The sequence below is a fragment of the Actinomadura harenae genome, assembly GCF_003696215.1.
Taxonomy (GTDB): domain Bacteria; phylum Actinomycetota; class Actinomycetes; order Streptosporangiales; family Streptosporangiaceae; genus Spirillospora; species Spirillospora harenae.
In genome coordinates this window covers 1-13,520 of record NZ_RFFG01000063.1, presented here as the reverse complement: position 1 = coordinate 13,520, position 13,520 = coordinate 1, and the positions used below count along the sequence as shown (strand labels likewise).

Genomic DNA, 13,520 nt, shown 5'->3' with positions numbered 1-13,520 from the left:
CCCCGAGGTGGACATGAGCACCGAAGACCGCGCCCTCGCCCTCGTTCTCGGAGAGACCCGCCCGGAGCCGGGCGAACTCGCGACCCTGTTCCGGGCGCTGCCGCCCGTCGAGCCCGGCGGACTGACCGGGCTGTGGCGCGGCGGCGTGTTCGACCCGGACGACCGGATGGCCCGGCTGCTCACCCGGCTGCGCTGGTACGGCAAGCGGTTCACCGACCCCGAGAACGTGGACCCGCTCGTCTGCCGCACCGACGACGGAGCCCTCTACACCTACGACGGGATGGGCTCGGCGCGGCTGCGCGAGGTCGTCCGCGACGGCGTCGCGTCCGCCGCGATGATCTACGACGGGCGGCCGATCATCGACCACTTCCGCCGGATCAGCGCGGACGTCCTCATGGGCGCGATGGACGCCAAGGGCGAGGCCGCCGTCCTCTACTTCCACCTCACCCACCAGCCGGTGGAGCCCTAGCGGACGCGGTGGAGGAGGTCGGCGCCCGACTCCAGGCGGCGGACGTTCTCCATCGCGACCTCGAAGTACCGGTCCCACGTCTCGTGCGTGAGCCACGCGACGTGCGGCATCACCACGACGTCCTCGCGCTTCAGCAGCGGGTTCCCGGGGGCGACGGGCTCCTGTTCGAAGACGTCCAGGCCCGCGCCCGCGAGGTGGCCGGAGTCGAGCGCGTCCACGAGGGCGCGCTCGTCGATGACCGCGCCCCGGGCCGTGTTCACGACGACCGCGCCCGGACGCAGCAGAGCGAGCCGGTCGCGGTCCAGCAGGTGGTGCGTCTCGTCGGTCAGCGGGATGTGGACGGACACGATGTCGCTCGCCCGCAGCAGATCGTCCAGCGGACGCCACGCCGGGTCGTCCGGACGCGGCGTCCGCGACGTGTACAGGACGGTCGCGCCGATCGCGGTGAGCATGCCGCGCAGCAGCGTCGCGATCTCGCCGCCGCCGAGCAGGCCGACGGTGCGCCCGGCGATCTCGCCGCCGGTCAGTGCCGGGTCGGCGGGCCAGCCGCGCCCCGCGCGGGTGTGCGCGTCGAACGCGACGACCTTGCGGAGCGCCGCGAGCATGAGCAGCAGCGCGGTCTCGGCGACGGCCTGCGCGTTGCGGCCGGGCATGTTCGCGACGGCGACGCCGCGCTCCTCCGCCGCGTCCAGGTCGATGGTGTTGACGCCCGTGCCGAGCTTCTGGACGAGCCGGAGCTTCGGCGCCCGGTCGAAGTCCGCGCCGGTCAGGGGGCGCAGGACGTGCCAGATGACCTCGGCGTCCGGGAGGAGCCCGGCGAAGCGCGCCTCGTCCTGCTCCGAGCAGGTCACCACATCCCAGCCGGGCCGTTCGAACTCCCCGTCGTAGTGCAGCAGGATCCGCACCCCGGCCCCCTCCCGATCGCGCCGCGCCGTCCGGCGACTATCTTGCCGAGAGGAGGGGCGGCCCCGGCGAGCGGGGCCCCGCGTGGGCTCGGGAGGTTCGTATGGGCGGTCCGCCCCCGGCCGGACTGCGGCCCGTCGTGCTGGCGCCGATGGCGGGCGGGGCGGGCCGCCCGGAGCTCGTCGCCGCCGTGATCGAGGCCGGTGGCCTGGGCTTTCTCCCGGCCGGATACAAGACGGCGGCGGGGATGCGCGCCGACATCGAGGCGACCCGGGCCCTGACGGGCGGCCCGATCGGCGTGAACCTGTTCCTGCCGTCCCACGACGAGATCGACGACGCGGCCGTCGCCGCCTACCGGGACCGGCTCGCGGACGAGGCGTCCCGCCTGGGCGTCGAGCCGGGCACGCCGAAGGCCCGCGACGACGACTACGACGCCAAGGTCGCCGACCTCCTCGCCGACCCGCCCGAACTGGTGAGCTTCACCTTCGGCTGTCCCGGACGGGACGTCATCGGGGCGTTCCGCAGGGAGGACGTCATCACCGTCGTCACCGTGACGACCGTGGCCGAGGCGCGCCAGGCCGTCGAGTCCGGCGCGGACGCGCTCTGCGTCCAGGGCGCCGAGGCGGGCGCGCACCGGGGATCGTTCACCAACACGACCGAGGGCGCGCTGCCCTTGCGCGAGCTGCTGCCCGCCGTCCATGCCGTCACCGGGCTTCCCCTGGTGGCCGCCGGAGGCGTCGCCACGGCCGCGGACGTCGAAGAGCTCCGCGACCTCGGCGCCGTCGCGGCCCAGGTCGGAACGCTGTTCCTGCGCTGTCCGGAAAGCGGCGCGTCGCCCGTCGCGAAGGCCGCCCTCGCCGACCCCCGCTTCACCGAGACGGCCGTGACCAGGGCGTTCAGCGGACGTCCCGCGCGCGGCCTGGTCAACCGCTTCCTCACCGAGCACTCCGACGAGGCCCCGGCCGCCTACCCGGACGTGCACTACGTCACGTCCCCGCTCCGGAAGGCCGCCGCCGAGCGCGGTGACGCGGACGTCGTCAACCTCTGGGCCGGAACGGCGTTCCGGAGCGCGACCGAGAGCCCCGCCGCCGAGATCGTGGAACGCCTCACCCCGCGCTGATCCCGCCGGATTCCGATCCCGCTTCGGGTGAGGCGACCGGGCCGTCCCGGCGGGGCGGGTAACAAAGGGGGGTGAAACGCCGCTAGGTTGTGGCTTCGGGGATCTTTGACGGGGAGGTTGCCGGGTGGGGACCGGTATTTCCGCCGCCTTCGGGCGGCTCGGGGCGGGCGCCTGCTGCGCCGCCCTCCTGCTGGCCGGGACGGCCGCGTGCTCGGCGTCCGGCGCGTCCGAGAAGGACGGGCCGCACAAGGGGCCGGAGAACATCAAGGGCAAGGACGGGACGCAGGTCGACCCGTCCGCCTGGAAGAAGTGGGGGCTGAAGCCGATGCGGCCCGCGCCCCCGGCGCCGGCCGACAAGCCGATCAAGCTCTCGAAGAAGGGCCCGGCCAAGGTCTTCAACACCGTCCCGACGAAGGAGAAGATCGTCTTCGTCACGATCGACGACGGCGCGGAGAAGGACCCGAAGTTCGTCGAGATGGCGCGTGAGCTGCGCGTCCCGTTCTCGATGTTCCTGATGAACGACGCGGCCAAGACGAACTACGCCTACTTCAAGCCGCTCCAGGCGCTCGGGAACCACGTCCAGAACCACACGCTGACCCACCCGGTCATGCGGAGCCTGGGCCCGGAGGCGCAGAAGCAGCAGATCTGCGGTGACCAGTCGATCCTGGTGCGGCAGTACACGACCAAGCCCTACCTGTTCCGCCCGCCCTACGGCATGTACAACATGGCGACCCAGGAGGCGGCGGCGTCCTGCGGGATCCACGGCATCGCGCTGTGGCGCGAGTCCATGCAGATCCACGACATGCAGTACGACGACGCGGGGAAGAAGCTGCACCCGGGCGACATCATCCTCGCCCACTTCCGCGGGCCGAAGGAGCTCAAGGGCTCGACGATGACGCAGATGTTCGCGGCCCTCTTGAAGCACATCACCAAGCAGGGCTACACGGTCGCCCGCCTCGAGGACTACGTCCGGCCGCCCGCCTGACCGGTCCACCCCGTCGGCCCGACCGCTCACGTTCCGTCCGGGTTTCCTCCGCTCCGTCACCGGGGACAGGGAAGCCATGGACGGAAGGTGACGCGCGGTCATGCAGGGGCAGGGGTGGGTCCAGCTCGGTGAGCTGCTTCTGGCGATGGTGCTGTCAGCGGCCATCGGGGTGGAGCGCGGGCTCCGCAACAAGAGCGCGGGCGTGCGGACGCACACCCTCGTCGGCGTCGGCGCGGCCCTGTTCATGCTGGTCAGCAAGTACGGGTTCCAGCACGTCCCGGGGCCGCACGTGTCGTTCGACCCGTCCCGGGTGGCGGCGCAGATCGTGTCCGGCATCGGGTTCATCGGCGGCGGGCTGATCTTCGTCCGGCGGGACGCGGTGCGCGGGCTGACCACCGCCGCCGTGGTCTGGGTGACCGCCGCCGTCGGCATGGCCGCCGGGGGCGGGCTCTGGCTGCTCGCCGTCGCCGTCACCGCCGCGCACTTCGCGGTGGTGCTGGGGCTGAACACGGTCGTCCGGTGGCTGCCGCTGCAACGCTTCGTCCGGCATCCCGGACGCGTCCGCCTGCGCCTGGTCTACAAGGACGGACGCGGCGTCCTGCGGCGCGCCCTCATGGAGTGCACGGGCCGCGGCTTCGTCGTCGAGGAGGCCGCCGTCGACCGCGAGTACCTCGACGACGACGACGGCGCCGGGGGCGGACGCGACGAGCGGCTCGGCCGGGACGAGGCGGAACACCCCCGCACGGCCGCCGTCACGCTCGTCCTGGACGGGCCGGGCGACGTCCACGACCTCACCGCCGCGCTCTCCGAGCAGCCCGGCGTCATCTCCGTCACCAGCGGCGGCGAGCACGACGACCACGACTGAGCCGGCCGCCTTCTCCGGCGACGTCGACGGCGACGGCGAGCGAGCGGGCCGTTCTCCCCTGGAATGGCGAAAGGCCCGTGCATGACCCCTGCTCGCGGACTCGGCCGACGAGAGTTGCCTTGCGTTCGGACCCTTCGCGTTCACCATAGGTCAGCCCCGGCGTCCCGTAAAGAGGTGGTCACGGTTGGTGAGAGGGAGGTCAGTGGGCCCCGTGGGTGCCCGTGTTGCGGATGGTGACGTTGATGCGGTTCCAGGCGTTGATGGCCGCGATCGTCATGACGAGGTAGGCGAGGTCGTCCTCGCCGTAGTGGGCGGCGGCCTCGTTCCAGACGGCGTCCGGGACGGCGTCGGGGGTGTCGGCGATGCGGGTCGCGTACTCGGCCAGGTTCAGCGCGGCCCGCTCCTCGGCGGTGTAGAGGGTGGACTCGCGCCAGGCCGCCAGCGACCAGAGGCGCCGGTCGCTCTGGCCCGCCTTCTTCAGCTCGGCGGAGTGCATGTCGACGCAGAACGAGCAGCCGTTGATCTGGCTGACGCGCAGCCGGATCAGGTCGAGCGTGACGTGGGGGACGCCGCCGCGGCCGAGGGCGGCCTCCAGCGAGAGCATCGCCTTGTAGGCGTCGGCGGTCGTGGTCCGGATGGTGCTCAGACGGCTCTGCATGACGCTTCCTTCCTGGATACCTCGTATCCAGATTCAGGACCCGCGGAGAGGGCGGGCCGGTCGGGGGGATTCAGTTGAGCTCGTACCAGGAGCGGACGCGGTCGGCCAGCGTCGGCAGCATGCGCTCGGTCTTGGCGCGGATGTCGGCGAGGGTCTGCGCGGCCAGCGCGCGCCGCCACGCGTACTCCGCGTGGCGCATCGCCGTGTGGACGGTGCAGGGCAGCTCGAAGGCGCTCTCGGCCTGGTCCGCGCCCATGCCCCGGCGCCGGATGTCGGCGCACTGGAACGCCTCCTCCGGGCCCTCGATCGCGGTCACCACGTCCATCAGGGTGATCTTCTCGAGCGGTCTGACCAGGCGGAACCCACCGCGCGCGCCCGGCGTGGAGGCGAGGATCCCGGCGCGGGCGAGCGCCTGGAGCTGCTTGTTGAGGTACGGGGGCGGCAGCTCGTAGCCGGCCGCGAGCCGCGTCGTCGACACGGGCTCGCCCGTCCCCATCCAGTCGAGCAGGAGGCAGACGTGCACCGCCCACTCGACGCCCTCGTTCATCCGCACATTCAGGACCTTACATATCCAGGTTCCCGGACGCAACGGGCCCGGCCCCCGGAGCGCGCGGCATAGGGATAGCCCTACGCGGCATCCGTAACCATTGTCCTCTTTTGAGGGGACGTTCAGTCTTCATGAAGACCGGGGCTCCCACCCCGCCGTCGGGTGTGCTCCACCGCCAAGGGCGCGTCGCGTCCGGAGCCGACCGCGACGGTGCGGCTCCCTCGGTACCGCCATAACCGAGGGGGCCGCTCTTGCGGCCTGCGCGTTTGGGACCCGTGCGTGGCCGGCGGTGTGGAGGTGTGCCCGTGGAGCGTCCGGTCGCCTGCGGGCGCGTCGCCAAGGTACGCGCCCCTGTCCCACGGAGGGATACACCCCGTGAGCTCCCACCACCTGCCCAGGCGCGCCGGACTGACCGTCCTCGCCGCCACGGCGCTGACCGCGGCCGTCGTACCCGGCGCGCACGCGGCCCAGCCCAAGCCGCACGACCCCGCGACGACCGCCCGCGAGCTGGCCAAGCGGCTCGGCGGACGCACCGCGGGCGCCTACGCCGACCCGGCGACCCACAAGCTGGTCGTCACGGTCACCAGCGATGCCGACGCGCGGACCGTCCGCGCCGCCGGCGTCGAGGCCAGGACGGTCGGACGCGACGGCACCGCGCTGCGCGCCGCGACCGCCCGGCTCCGCCAGACCGCGCGCGTGCCCGGCACCGCGTGGTCCATCGACCCCCGCACCGACCAGGTCGTCCTGTCCGTCGACCGGACGGTCACCGGGGCCAAGTTGGCCAAGGTGAAGGCCGCGGCGGCGGCGCTCGGACAGGCCGTGCGGATCAGACAGGTCCGCGGCACGTTCCGGCCGCTCATCAGCGGCGGGGACGCGATCTACGGCGCGAACGTCCGCTGCTCGCTCGGCTTCAACGTGCACGACTCCAGCGGCACGGCCTACTTCATCACCGCGGGCCACTGCGGCAACGACTCCTCCTCGTGGACGGACGGCAGCGGCAACGAGCTCGGCCAGAACGTCGACAGCCGCTTCCCCGGGACGGACTACGCGATCGTCCAGTACACGGGCGGCGCGGACCACCCGAGCGACGTCGACCTGTACGACGGCTCGACGCAGCCGATCACCCAGGCCGCGGACGCCTACGTCGGCGAGTCCGTGCAGCGCAGCGGCAGTACGTCCGGCGTGCACGGCGGCACCGTCCAGGGCCTGGACGCGTCGGTCAACTACCAGGAGGGCACCGTCGACGGCCTGATCGACACCGACGTCTGCGCCGAGCCCGGCGACAGCGGCGGCTCGCTGTTCGACGGCACCTCCGCCCTCGGCCTCACCTCCGGCGGCAGCGGCGACTGCTCGTCCGGCGGCGAGACCTTCTTCCAGCCGGTCGGACCCGTCCTCAGCGCCTACGGCGTCGACGTCGGCTGACCGTTCCTCCAGGAGGCCGGGTCGCGCCCGGCCCCGTCACTCCCGGCCGGCCGCCGATACCCCGCCGGTGGCCGGCCGGGCGTCCCGCCCCAGCGCGGCGAGGGCGGTGCGCGCCCGCTCGACCAGCGGGTTCGGGTCGTCCGCGCGCCACACCAGGTGCAGCGCGGTGGACGTCCCGGCGAGCGGGCGCGCGGTCACCCCGACCCGGCGCAGCGAGCGCATCGCGTCGGGCAGGACCGCGGCGCCGAACCCGGCCGCGACCAGTGCGAGCAGCGTCGGGACGGTCCGTCCCTCGGCCGCGATCCGGGGCACCACCCCGGCCCGGTCGCAGAGCGCGATGACCTCGTCGTGCGAGCGCGCCGACGCCTCGCGCGGCCACAGCACCAGCGGGATCCGGCCGAGCGCGGTCAGCGGCAGCGGCCCCGTCCCGGACGCCAGCGCGTGGTTCTCCGGGACGAACAGCGTCATCGGCTCGCGCCACCACACCTGCGCGGCGAGCCGCGCGTCCCGCCCGGGCAGCCGGTGGACCGACAGGTCGTACCGTCCGTCCAGCACGCCCTCGGACATGTCGGCGTCGCTGAAGCTCTCCTCCAGGCGCAGGTCGACGTTCGGCAGCTCGCGGCGCAGCCGGCCGAGCGCGGCGCCGAGCGGCCCGTTGATCCCGGACGGCCCGAACGCGACGGTGAGCCGCCCGGACAGCCCGAGCGCGGCGAGCCGGACGTCCTCCCGCGCCGCCTCCGCCTCGGCGAGGATCACCCGGGCCCGGCGCAGCAGCGCCCGCCCGGCCTCGGTGGGAATCAGCCCGCGGCCCTCCCGCTCGAACAGGCGCGTGCCGAAGTCGCGTTCGAGTTCACGCAGCTGGCGGCTCAGTGTCGGCTGCGTGAGATGCAGCCTGCGCGCCGCCGCGCTGATCGATCCCTCCTCGGCGATCGCGACGACATAGCCGAGCAGTCGAATCTCCATCCATACCTCCCAGGCATGGACAGCATAGAAGGTCATGCTCAGAAGGCTGTGCCCTGGCCGCGGTGGGACAGGATCAGGACATCACCGAAAACGGACGAAGGAGTCCCGAGATGGACCGGAACGAGCGGAACGAGCGCTTCGAGCACGGGATGAAGGTCCTGGAGCGGGTGGACGGCGAGGGCGGGCAGCGCGTCGTCGCGTCGCTCGGCGACGTGTCGCCCGAGCTCGGCCACCAGGTCGTGGCCTGGGCGTTCGGCGACATGTACGACCGGCCCCAGCTGCCGCCCCGGGACCGCCAGCTCGTCACCCTCGGCATCCTCGCCGCGCTCGGCGGCTGCGAGATCGAGCTGGACGTCCACATCAACGCCGCGCTGAACGTCGGGCTGACCCCGACGGAGATCTCCGAGGCGCTGCTGCACACGGCCGTCTACGCCGGGATGCCCCGCGCGATCAACGCGCCCCTCGTCGCCAAGCGGGTGTTCGAAGAGCGCGGCCTCCTCCCCTTGAATATCGCCGGAGATGATCTAACCTCTGCCTGATCACCGACCTTTGGGGGGACAAATGACCTGGTACGAGCCGACCGAGACCGAGCGCGCCCACCTGCGCCGCTGCGTGGACCTGGCCGCCGAGGCCCTCGCGGACGGGGACCAGCCCTACGGCTCGGTGCTCGTCGCGGCGTCCGGCGAGGTGCTGTTCGAGGACCGCAACCGGGTCAAGGACGGCGACCAGACCCGCCACCCCGAGTTCGAGATCGCGCGCTGGGCGGCCGAGAACGTCCCGGCGTCCGAGCGCGCCGCCGCGACCGTGTACACCTCCGGCGAGCACTGCGCGATGTGCTCGGCCGCGCACGCCTGGGTCGGCCTGGGCCGCATCGTCTACGCGTCCTCGACCGAGCAGCTCGGCGCGTGGATGGCCGAGCTGGGCGCCCCGGCCTCCCCCGTCCTCCCGCTCGCGATCGGGGAGGTCGCCCCCGGTCTCCCGGTGGACGGCCCGGTCGAGGAGTTCGCGGACGAGATCCGGGAGCTGCAGCGCGCACTCGTCGCCCGGGGATGAACCCGCAGGTCAGACCGGTGGAACAGCGGTAGGCGTGGGTATGGGTCCCCCCGGGGGGCGGCGGACGGTCGCCCGAACGATCGGGGGGAACCGGCGATGAGTGATCTCGTGGCGATCGCCTACGACGACGTCGACACCGCCAACAAGGTCCGGGAGAAGGTACGGCAGCTCCAGACCCAGCACGTCATCGAGGTCTCGGACGCCGTGGTCGTGGAGCGCCGCCAGGACGGCAAGATCAAGCTGCACCAGGCGGTGAACACGGTCGCCGGGGGCGCGGCGGGCGGCGCGCTGTGGGGCGGCCTGATCGGGTTGATCTTCCTGCAGCCGCTGATCGGCGCGGCCATCGGCGGCGCGACCGGCGCCGCGATGGGCGCCGCCACCGACCTCGGCATCGACGACTCGTTCATGCGCCGCCTCGGCGAGGGGCTGCGCCCGGGCGCGGCGGCGGTCTTCCTGCTCATCAGCAAGAGCACGCCGGACAAGGTGCTGCCCGAGCTCGCGCAGTTCGGCGGCCAGGTCATCCAGACCTCGCTGTCCCAGGAGCAGGAGGAGCAGCTCCGCGCGGCCCTTCAGACCCAGCCGCAGGCCGGCGGGCAGGACCATCACGAGTCCGGCAGCGCGATGCCGTCCGACTGACCGCCCGGCCGGGGAGAGGGGCTCGCGCGGGGTCTCCACGGTCCGCGATCATGGGCGGATGAACATAACCCGACTTGTCACCCTGGCGGACGCGGCCGAGCTCGCCGGCGCCTACGACGCGAACCGGGAGTTCCTCGCACCCTGGGAGCCCGTCCGGGACGAGGAGTTCTACACCGAGGCCGGGCAGCGGGCCCTGCTGGAGGTGATGCTCGAAGGCCACGCGCGCGGGACGGCCGTCCCACGCGTGATCCTGGACGACACGGGCGCGATCGCCGGACGGATCCACCTGGTCGACATCGTCCGTGGAGCGTTCCAGTCCGGGAACCTCGGGTACTGGGTGAGCGGCGCCGCGAACGGGCGCGGCCTCGCCACGCGCGCGGTCGGGGAGATCGTGCGGATCGCGTTCGACGGCCTGGACCTGCACCGGGTCCAGGCGGCGACGCTCGTGCACAACGAGCGGTCGCAGCGGGTGCTGGAGCGCAACGGCTTCGCCCGGTACGGGCTCGCGCCCGACTACTGCAAGATCGCGGGACGCTGGCAGGACCACGCCCTGTTCCAGGCGATCCGCGAGGAGTGAGAGTCCCCGGCCGCCCCGGGGCGGGGCGGCCGGAGCGGGGGCTACCCGGCGGGCTAGCGGCCCCGGTTGAACTGGCGGGTGGGGGCGCGGCCCGCGTTCTTGCGGCCGCTGTCCACGACGCCGGCGCCGCGCTGGATCTGAAGGTCGAGCTTCGACCTCTTCTTCGCCAGGGCCTTGGCGAAGGGCGTGTTGTCGTCATTGTGGAATCGCATGAAGAGACACCTCCGGGCATGCTCGAATTCGGCCTGGAAAAGGCCGCGAAAAATGGCCGGACGTCCATGAGGGCAGGCGTCGGACACCGCTGGACGCGCAGGTGACGGCGCGGCAGGCGGGCATGACGAGACCGTGGGACGGCCGAGAGGGAGATGGGGGAGCGGGCCGCGGACGTGCGCGCCGTTCAGGACGGGCACGTGGCGGGCGGCTCAACCCGGAAGATGAATCAAAGCTCCATGGCCGCAATAGTAGTGGGGCGCGCCCGGCAGTTGTCAACCGCTATTTCGCGGATTCATGGATGAATGCGCCGCACGCCGTTTGGCGCGATCTGTGGGGTACCCGTCGTTGACGCCGTCCTCCCGGCGGCGGCACGCTCGAAGCGTGCAACGTGTCGTGTTCGTCGTCTTCGACGGGTTCCAGTCGCTCGACCTGACCGGGCCGTTCGAGGTGTTCTCCTTCACCGGGCGGTACGAGTGCCTGGTCGTCGCGCCCGAGGCCGGGGAGGTCCGGGCGAACAGCGGGCTGCCCGTCGTCGCGCGGCACGGCGTCCGCGACCTGGACCCGTCCCGCGGCATCGACACGCTCGTCGTGGTCGGCGGGGCCGGGGTGGACGCGGCCGTCCGGGACGAGGCGCTGGTCGGCTGGATCCGGGACGCGGCGCGGGGCGCGCGGCGGGTGGCGTCGGTGTGCAGCGGCGTGCTGCTGCTCGGCGCGGCCGGTCTCCTGACCGGACGGCGCGTCACGACGCACTGGGAGCGCGAGGAGCAGGTCCGGCACGCGCATCCGGAGGCCGTCGTCGACTGCGACCCGATCTTCGTCCGGGACGGGCGGATCTGGACCTCGGCGGGCGTCACCGCCGGGATGGACCTCGCGCTCGCCCTGGTCGAGGCCGACCTCGGCCGGGACGCCGCGCATCACGTCGCCCGCGAGCTGGTGCTGTTCCTGCGCCGTCCGGGCAGCCAGTCGCAGTTCAGCGTCCCGCTGTGGACGGCGCGTCCGGAGAGCGACCCGATCCGGACGGCCGTGGACGCCGTGCACGCCCGTCCGGGCGACCGGCACGGCATCGGTGACCTGGCCGAACGTGCCGGGCTCAGCACCCGGCAGTTGCAGCGCCGGTTCACCGCGGAGATGGGCGTCCCGCCCGGCGGCTACGTCGAGCGGGTCCGGATCGAGGCGGCGCGGCGCGCGCTCGCCGAGACCGCCGAACCGGTCGAGGCGCTGGCCCGGCGGCTCGGCTTCGGCACCGGCGAGACCCTGCGCCGGGCCTTCCACCGGACGGTCGGGGTCGCGCCGTCCGACTACCGCGAACGGTTTCGCACTACGGAGAGGGACGTCCGATGACGGATGACGAGCGGATGACGGCGGCGGAACGGATGACGGCCGAGGGGCTGACGTACGGGCTGCTGCTGTTCGAGGGGGCCGAGGAGCTCGACTTCGCCGGCCCCTGGGAGATCTTCACGGCGTCCTCGGCGGTCCGGGACGGGCGGGACACGGCGGTGCTGATCAGCGCGTCCGACGCCCCCGTCCGGTGCAACAAGGGCATGCGGGTGCTGCCGGACGCCACCTTCGACGACCATCCCGACCTGGACGTCCTGCTCGTCCCGGGCGGGAACGGGCGCGTCGCGGCGGGCAAGGACCCGGTGATCACCGGGTGGCTCGCGGCGACCGCGCCGAAGGTGCGCTGGCTGACCAGCGTGTGCACCGGGTCGCTGCTGCTGCACGACGCGGGCCTGCTGGACGGCCGCCGCGCCGCGACCCACTGGGCGGGCGAGGACGAGCTGGACGCGCGTGAGGGCGTCACGCTCGTCCGGGGCGAGCGGTTCGTCGTGGACGGCGACGTCGTGACCAGCCAGGGCGTCTCGGCGGGCATCGACATGGCGTTGTGGCTGGTCGGCGCGCTGCACGGCGCCGACCACGCGCGGGCCGTCCAGAAGTACGTGCAGTACTACCCCGAGCCGCCCTACGCCGAATGACCCGGGGCCCGGCGGCCTAGAGGGCCTGTTCGGTGTCGGCCTCGGCGAGGGCCTGGGCGCGCATCTCCTCCATCTCGCGGAGCACCTTCTTGCGGGCGCGGCCGGAGAGGCGGTCGATGTAGAGCTTGCCGTTCAGGTGGTCGGTCTCGTGCTGGAGGCAGCGGGCGAGCAGCCCCGTCCCCTCGACGGTGACCGGGTCGCCGTTCACGTCGAAGCCGTGGCAGGTGGCGCGGTCGGGGCGGGCGAGCGGCGCGTGCGGGCCGGGCACCGACAGGCAGCCCTCGTCGCCGTCGTCGAGGTGCCGGTGCGGGCCCTCGGGCAGGACGAGCGTGGGGTTGCAGATCACGCCCTTCTGGTTCACCTCGTCGCCGTCCGGGCAGTCGTAGACGAAGACGCGCAGGTCGACGGCGATCTGGTTCGCGGCGAGCCCGACGCCGTCGGCCTCGTACATGCTGGCGAACATGTCGTCCACCAGGGCCGCGAGGTCGGCGTCGTACGTCTCCACGGGACGCAGGGCGCGGTGGAGGATCGGCTCCCCCACCACGGTGATCGGTCGTGCCTGTCCGCTCGTCATGGCCTGCATGGTAGTCAGCCGGAGGTCCGGCCTGCGCAAAGGGCGGTTCGGGGCGATAATCACGTTCATGCGGTTCGGGGTGCTCGGGGCGACGGCGGCATGGCGGCGCGACGGGACGCAGGTCCCGCTCGGCGGCCCGGCACGCCGTGCCCTGCTGGCGTTGTTGCTGGTCAGGCCGGGTGAGGCGGTGTCCGCCGAGGGCCTGGCGGACGAGCTGTACGGCGCCGGCGGCCTGACGAGCCGGGGTGGCCCGGGTCACGCGCTCCAGTCGCAGGTGTCGCGGCTGCGGGGCGTCCTGCGGCCGGACGCCGACATCGAGAGCACCCCTGCCGGATATCGCCTGACGGGCGCGTCCGGCGCGTCCGGCGCGGACGTGGACGTCGATGTGGACGTGGACACGGCGCGGTTCGAGGTGCTCGCGGACGACGGCCGGGCCGCGCTCGCCGCCGGGGACGCGTCCCGGGCCGCCGACCTGCTCGCCGAGGCGCTGGGCCTGTGGCGGGGCCCGGCCTTCGCGGACGCGGCGGAGACGGCGTCCGGCGAGGCGGCGGCCGCCCGCCTG

18 protein-coding genes are annotated in these 13,520 nt (G+C 73.2%); 12 read left to right on the top strand and 6 right to left on the bottom strand.

All coding sequences use genetic code 11. The features are described from left to right. The first annotated feature begins 13 nt into the window (after positions 1-13). Positions 14-469, top strand: coding sequence for a DUF4334 domain-containing protein (locus EBO15_RS28805; RefSeq protein ID WP_122197601.1), 456 nt, complete (start codon positions 14-16; stop codon positions 467-469). Here the strand turns inward: EBO15_RS28805 and EBO15_RS28800 are convergent. Next, the gene (locus EBO15_RS28800) at positions 466-1,374 is read right to left on the bottom strand and encodes an NAD(P)-dependent oxidoreductase (RefSeq protein ID WP_122197600.1); all 909 of its coding nucleotides are present in this window, start codon (positions 1,372-1,374) and stop codon (positions 466-468) included. The genes EBO15_RS28805 and EBO15_RS28800 overlap by 4 nt on opposite strands. 101 nt (positions 1,375-1,475) lie before the next feature. Between EBO15_RS28800 and EBO15_RS28795 the strand changes: the two genes are divergently transcribed. The 3 genes from EBO15_RS28795 to EBO15_RS28785 all read left to right on the top strand — a co-directional run bounded on the left by EBO15_RS28795 (position 1,476) and on the right by EBO15_RS28785 (position 4,342). Beyond that, complete coding sequence (locus EBO15_RS28795) at positions 1,476-2,492, top strand: nitronate monooxygenase (protein ID WP_122197599.1); 1,017 nt, start codon at positions 1,476-1,478, stop codon at positions 2,490-2,492. Between the two features lie 124 nt (positions 2,493-2,616). Beyond that, on the top strand, positions 2,617-3,477 hold the full coding sequence (locus EBO15_RS28790; protein ID WP_233616497.1) for a polysaccharide deacetylase family protein: 861 nt from the start codon (positions 2,617-2,619) through the stop codon (positions 3,475-3,477). A gap of 100 nt (positions 3,478-3,577) precedes the next feature. Continuing rightward, positions 3,578-4,342, top strand: a complete 765-nt coding sequence (locus tag EBO15_RS28785; protein ID WP_122197598.1) for an MgtC/SapB family protein — start codon at positions 3,578-3,580, stop codon at positions 4,340-4,342. A gap of 199 nt (positions 4,343-4,541) precedes the next feature. On the opposite strand, the gene EBO15_RS28780 is transcribed toward EBO15_RS28785, so the two are convergent. Next, a complete protein-coding gene (locus EBO15_RS28780) occupies positions 4,542-5,000 on the bottom strand; it encodes a carboxymuconolactone decarboxylase family protein (protein ID WP_122197597.1) in 459 nt (152 codons plus the stop codon). Between the two features lie 70 nt (positions 5,001-5,070). Then, entirely contained in the window at positions 5,071-5,547 is a 477-nt protein-coding gene (locus EBO15_RS28775) for an RrF2 family transcriptional regulator (RefSeq protein WP_199744878.1), read from the bottom strand. Between the two features lie 375 nt (positions 5,548-5,922). Between EBO15_RS28775 and EBO15_RS28770 the strand changes: the two genes are divergently transcribed. After that, positions 5,923-6,969, top strand: a complete 1,047-nt coding sequence (locus EBO15_RS28770; protein ID WP_199744873.1) for a S1 family peptidase — start codon at positions 5,923-5,925, stop codon at positions 6,967-6,969. A 36-nt stretch (positions 6,970-7,005) separates the two neighbouring features. Here EBO15_RS28770 and EBO15_RS28765 read toward each other — a convergent pair whose 3' ends face one another. Then, positions 7,006-7,968 (bottom strand): LysR family transcriptional regulator, encoded by a 963-nt coding sequence (locus EBO15_RS28765; protein ID WP_122197595.1) that lies wholly within the window; start codon positions 7,966-7,968, stop codon positions 7,006-7,008. A gap of 74 nt (positions 7,969-8,042) precedes the next feature. On the opposite strand from EBO15_RS28765, the gene EBO15_RS28760 reads away from it, so the two are divergent. The 4 genes from EBO15_RS28760 (at position 8,043) to EBO15_RS28745 (ending at position 10,198) form a co-directional block, all read left to right on the top strand. Continuing rightward, positions 8,043-8,471: a carboxymuconolactone decarboxylase family protein gene (locus tag EBO15_RS28760; protein ID WP_122197594.1), complete on the top strand. Its 429-nt coding sequence runs from the start codon at positions 8,043-8,045 to the stop codon at positions 8,469-8,471. Positions 8,472-8,493: 22 nt separating this feature from the next. Continuing rightward, entirely contained in the window at positions 8,494-8,985 is a 492-nt protein-coding gene (locus tag EBO15_RS28755) for a nucleoside deaminase (protein ID WP_122197593.1), read from the top strand. A gap of 96 nt (positions 8,986-9,081) precedes the next feature. Beyond that, on the top strand, positions 9,082-9,621 hold the full coding sequence (locus tag EBO15_RS28750; RefSeq protein WP_122197592.1) for a DUF1269 domain-containing protein: 540 nt from the start codon (positions 9,082-9,084) through the stop codon (positions 9,619-9,621). 58 nt (positions 9,622-9,679) lie between these two features. Continuing rightward, the gene (locus EBO15_RS28745) at positions 9,680-10,198 is read left to right on the top strand and encodes a GNAT family N-acetyltransferase (protein WP_122197591.1); all 519 of its coding nucleotides are present in this window, start codon (positions 9,680-9,682) and stop codon (positions 10,196-10,198) included. Positions 10,199-10,251: 53 nt separating this feature from the next. Here the strand turns inward: EBO15_RS28745 and EBO15_RS44500 are convergent, their stop codons facing one another. Next, the gene (locus tag EBO15_RS44500) at positions 10,252-10,410 is read right to left on the bottom strand and encodes a hypothetical protein (protein ID WP_158628374.1); all 159 of its coding nucleotides are present in this window, start codon (positions 10,408-10,410) and stop codon (positions 10,252-10,254) included. A 382-nt stretch (positions 10,411-10,792) separates the two neighbouring features. Between EBO15_RS44500 and EBO15_RS28740 the strand changes: the two genes are divergently transcribed. Next, positions 10,793-11,752: a GlxA family transcriptional regulator gene (locus EBO15_RS28740; RefSeq protein WP_233616496.1), complete on the top strand. Its 960-nt coding sequence runs from the start codon at positions 10,793-10,795 to the stop codon at positions 11,750-11,752. After that, positions 11,749-12,384, top strand: a complete 636-nt coding sequence (locus EBO15_RS28735) for a DJ-1/PfpI family protein (RefSeq protein WP_233616495.1) — start codon at positions 11,749-11,751, stop codon at positions 12,382-12,384. The genes EBO15_RS28740 and EBO15_RS28735 overlap by 4 nt, the downstream gene beginning before the upstream one ends. 16 nt (positions 12,385-12,400) lie before the next feature. Here the strand turns inward: EBO15_RS28735 and def are convergent, their stop codons facing one another. Next, positions 12,401-12,958 carry a peptide deformylase gene (gene def / locus EBO15_RS28730; protein ID WP_233616494.1) on the bottom strand — a complete coding sequence of 186 codons (558 nt, stop codon included), beginning with the start codon at positions 12,956-12,958 and terminating at the stop codon, positions 12,401-12,403. Positions 12,959-13,025: 67 nt separating this feature from the next. On the opposite strand from def, the gene EBO15_RS28725 reads away from it, so the two are divergent. Then, on the top strand, positions 13,026-13,520 hold a 495-nt coding region (locus EBO15_RS28725), incomplete at its 3' end, for an AfsR/SARP family transcriptional regulator (protein ID WP_199744872.1).

Bases quoted from the DNA above. Each gene is read 5' to 3' on its own strand.
- EBO15_RS28805 (WP_122197601.1), top strand. From the start codon at position 14: ATGAGCACCGAAGACCGCGCCCTCGCCCTCGTTCTCGGAGAGACCCGC.
- EBO15_RS28750 (WP_122197592.1), top strand. From the start codon at position 9,082: ATGAGTGATCTCGTGGCGATCGCCTACGACGACGTCGACACCGCCAAC.
- EBO15_RS28745 (WP_122197591.1), top strand. From the start codon at position 9,680: ATGAACATAACCCGACTTGTCACCCTGGCGGACGCGGCCGAGCTCGCC.
- EBO15_RS28765 (WP_122197595.1), bottom strand. From the start codon at position 7,968: ATGACCTTCTATGCTGTCCATGCCTGGGAGGTATGGATGGAGATTCGA.
- EBO15_RS28775 (WP_199744878.1), bottom strand. From the start codon at position 5,547: ATGAACGAGGGCGTCGAGTGGGCGGTGCACGTCTGCCTCCTGCTCGAC.
- def (WP_233616494.1), bottom strand. From the start codon at position 12,958: ATGACGAGCGGACAGGCACGACCGATCACCGTGGTGGGGGAGCCGATC.
- EBO15_RS28755 (WP_122197593.1), top strand. From the start codon at position 8,494: ATGACCTGGTACGAGCCGACCGAGACCGAGCGCGCCCACCTGCGCCGC.
- EBO15_RS28795 (WP_122197599.1), top strand. From the start codon at position 1,476: ATGGGCGGTCCGCCCCCGGCCGGACTGCGGCCCGTCGTGCTGGCGCCG.
- EBO15_RS44500 (WP_158628374.1), bottom strand. From the start codon at position 10,410: ATGCGATTCCACAATGACGACAACACGCCCTTCGCCAAGGCCCTGGCG.
- EBO15_RS28735 (WP_233616495.1), top strand. From the start codon at position 11,749: ATGACGGATGACGAGCGGATGACGGCGGCGGAACGGATGACGGCCGAG.
- EBO15_RS28780 (WP_122197597.1), bottom strand. From the start codon at position 5,000: ATGCAGAGCCGTCTGAGCACCATCCGGACCACGACCGCCGACGCCTAC.
- EBO15_RS28785 (WP_122197598.1), top strand. From the start codon at position 3,578: ATGCAGGGGCAGGGGTGGGTCCAGCTCGGTGAGCTGCTTCTGGCGATG.
- EBO15_RS28760 (WP_122197594.1), top strand. From the start codon at position 8,043: ATGGACCGGAACGAGCGGAACGAGCGCTTCGAGCACGGGATGAAGGTC.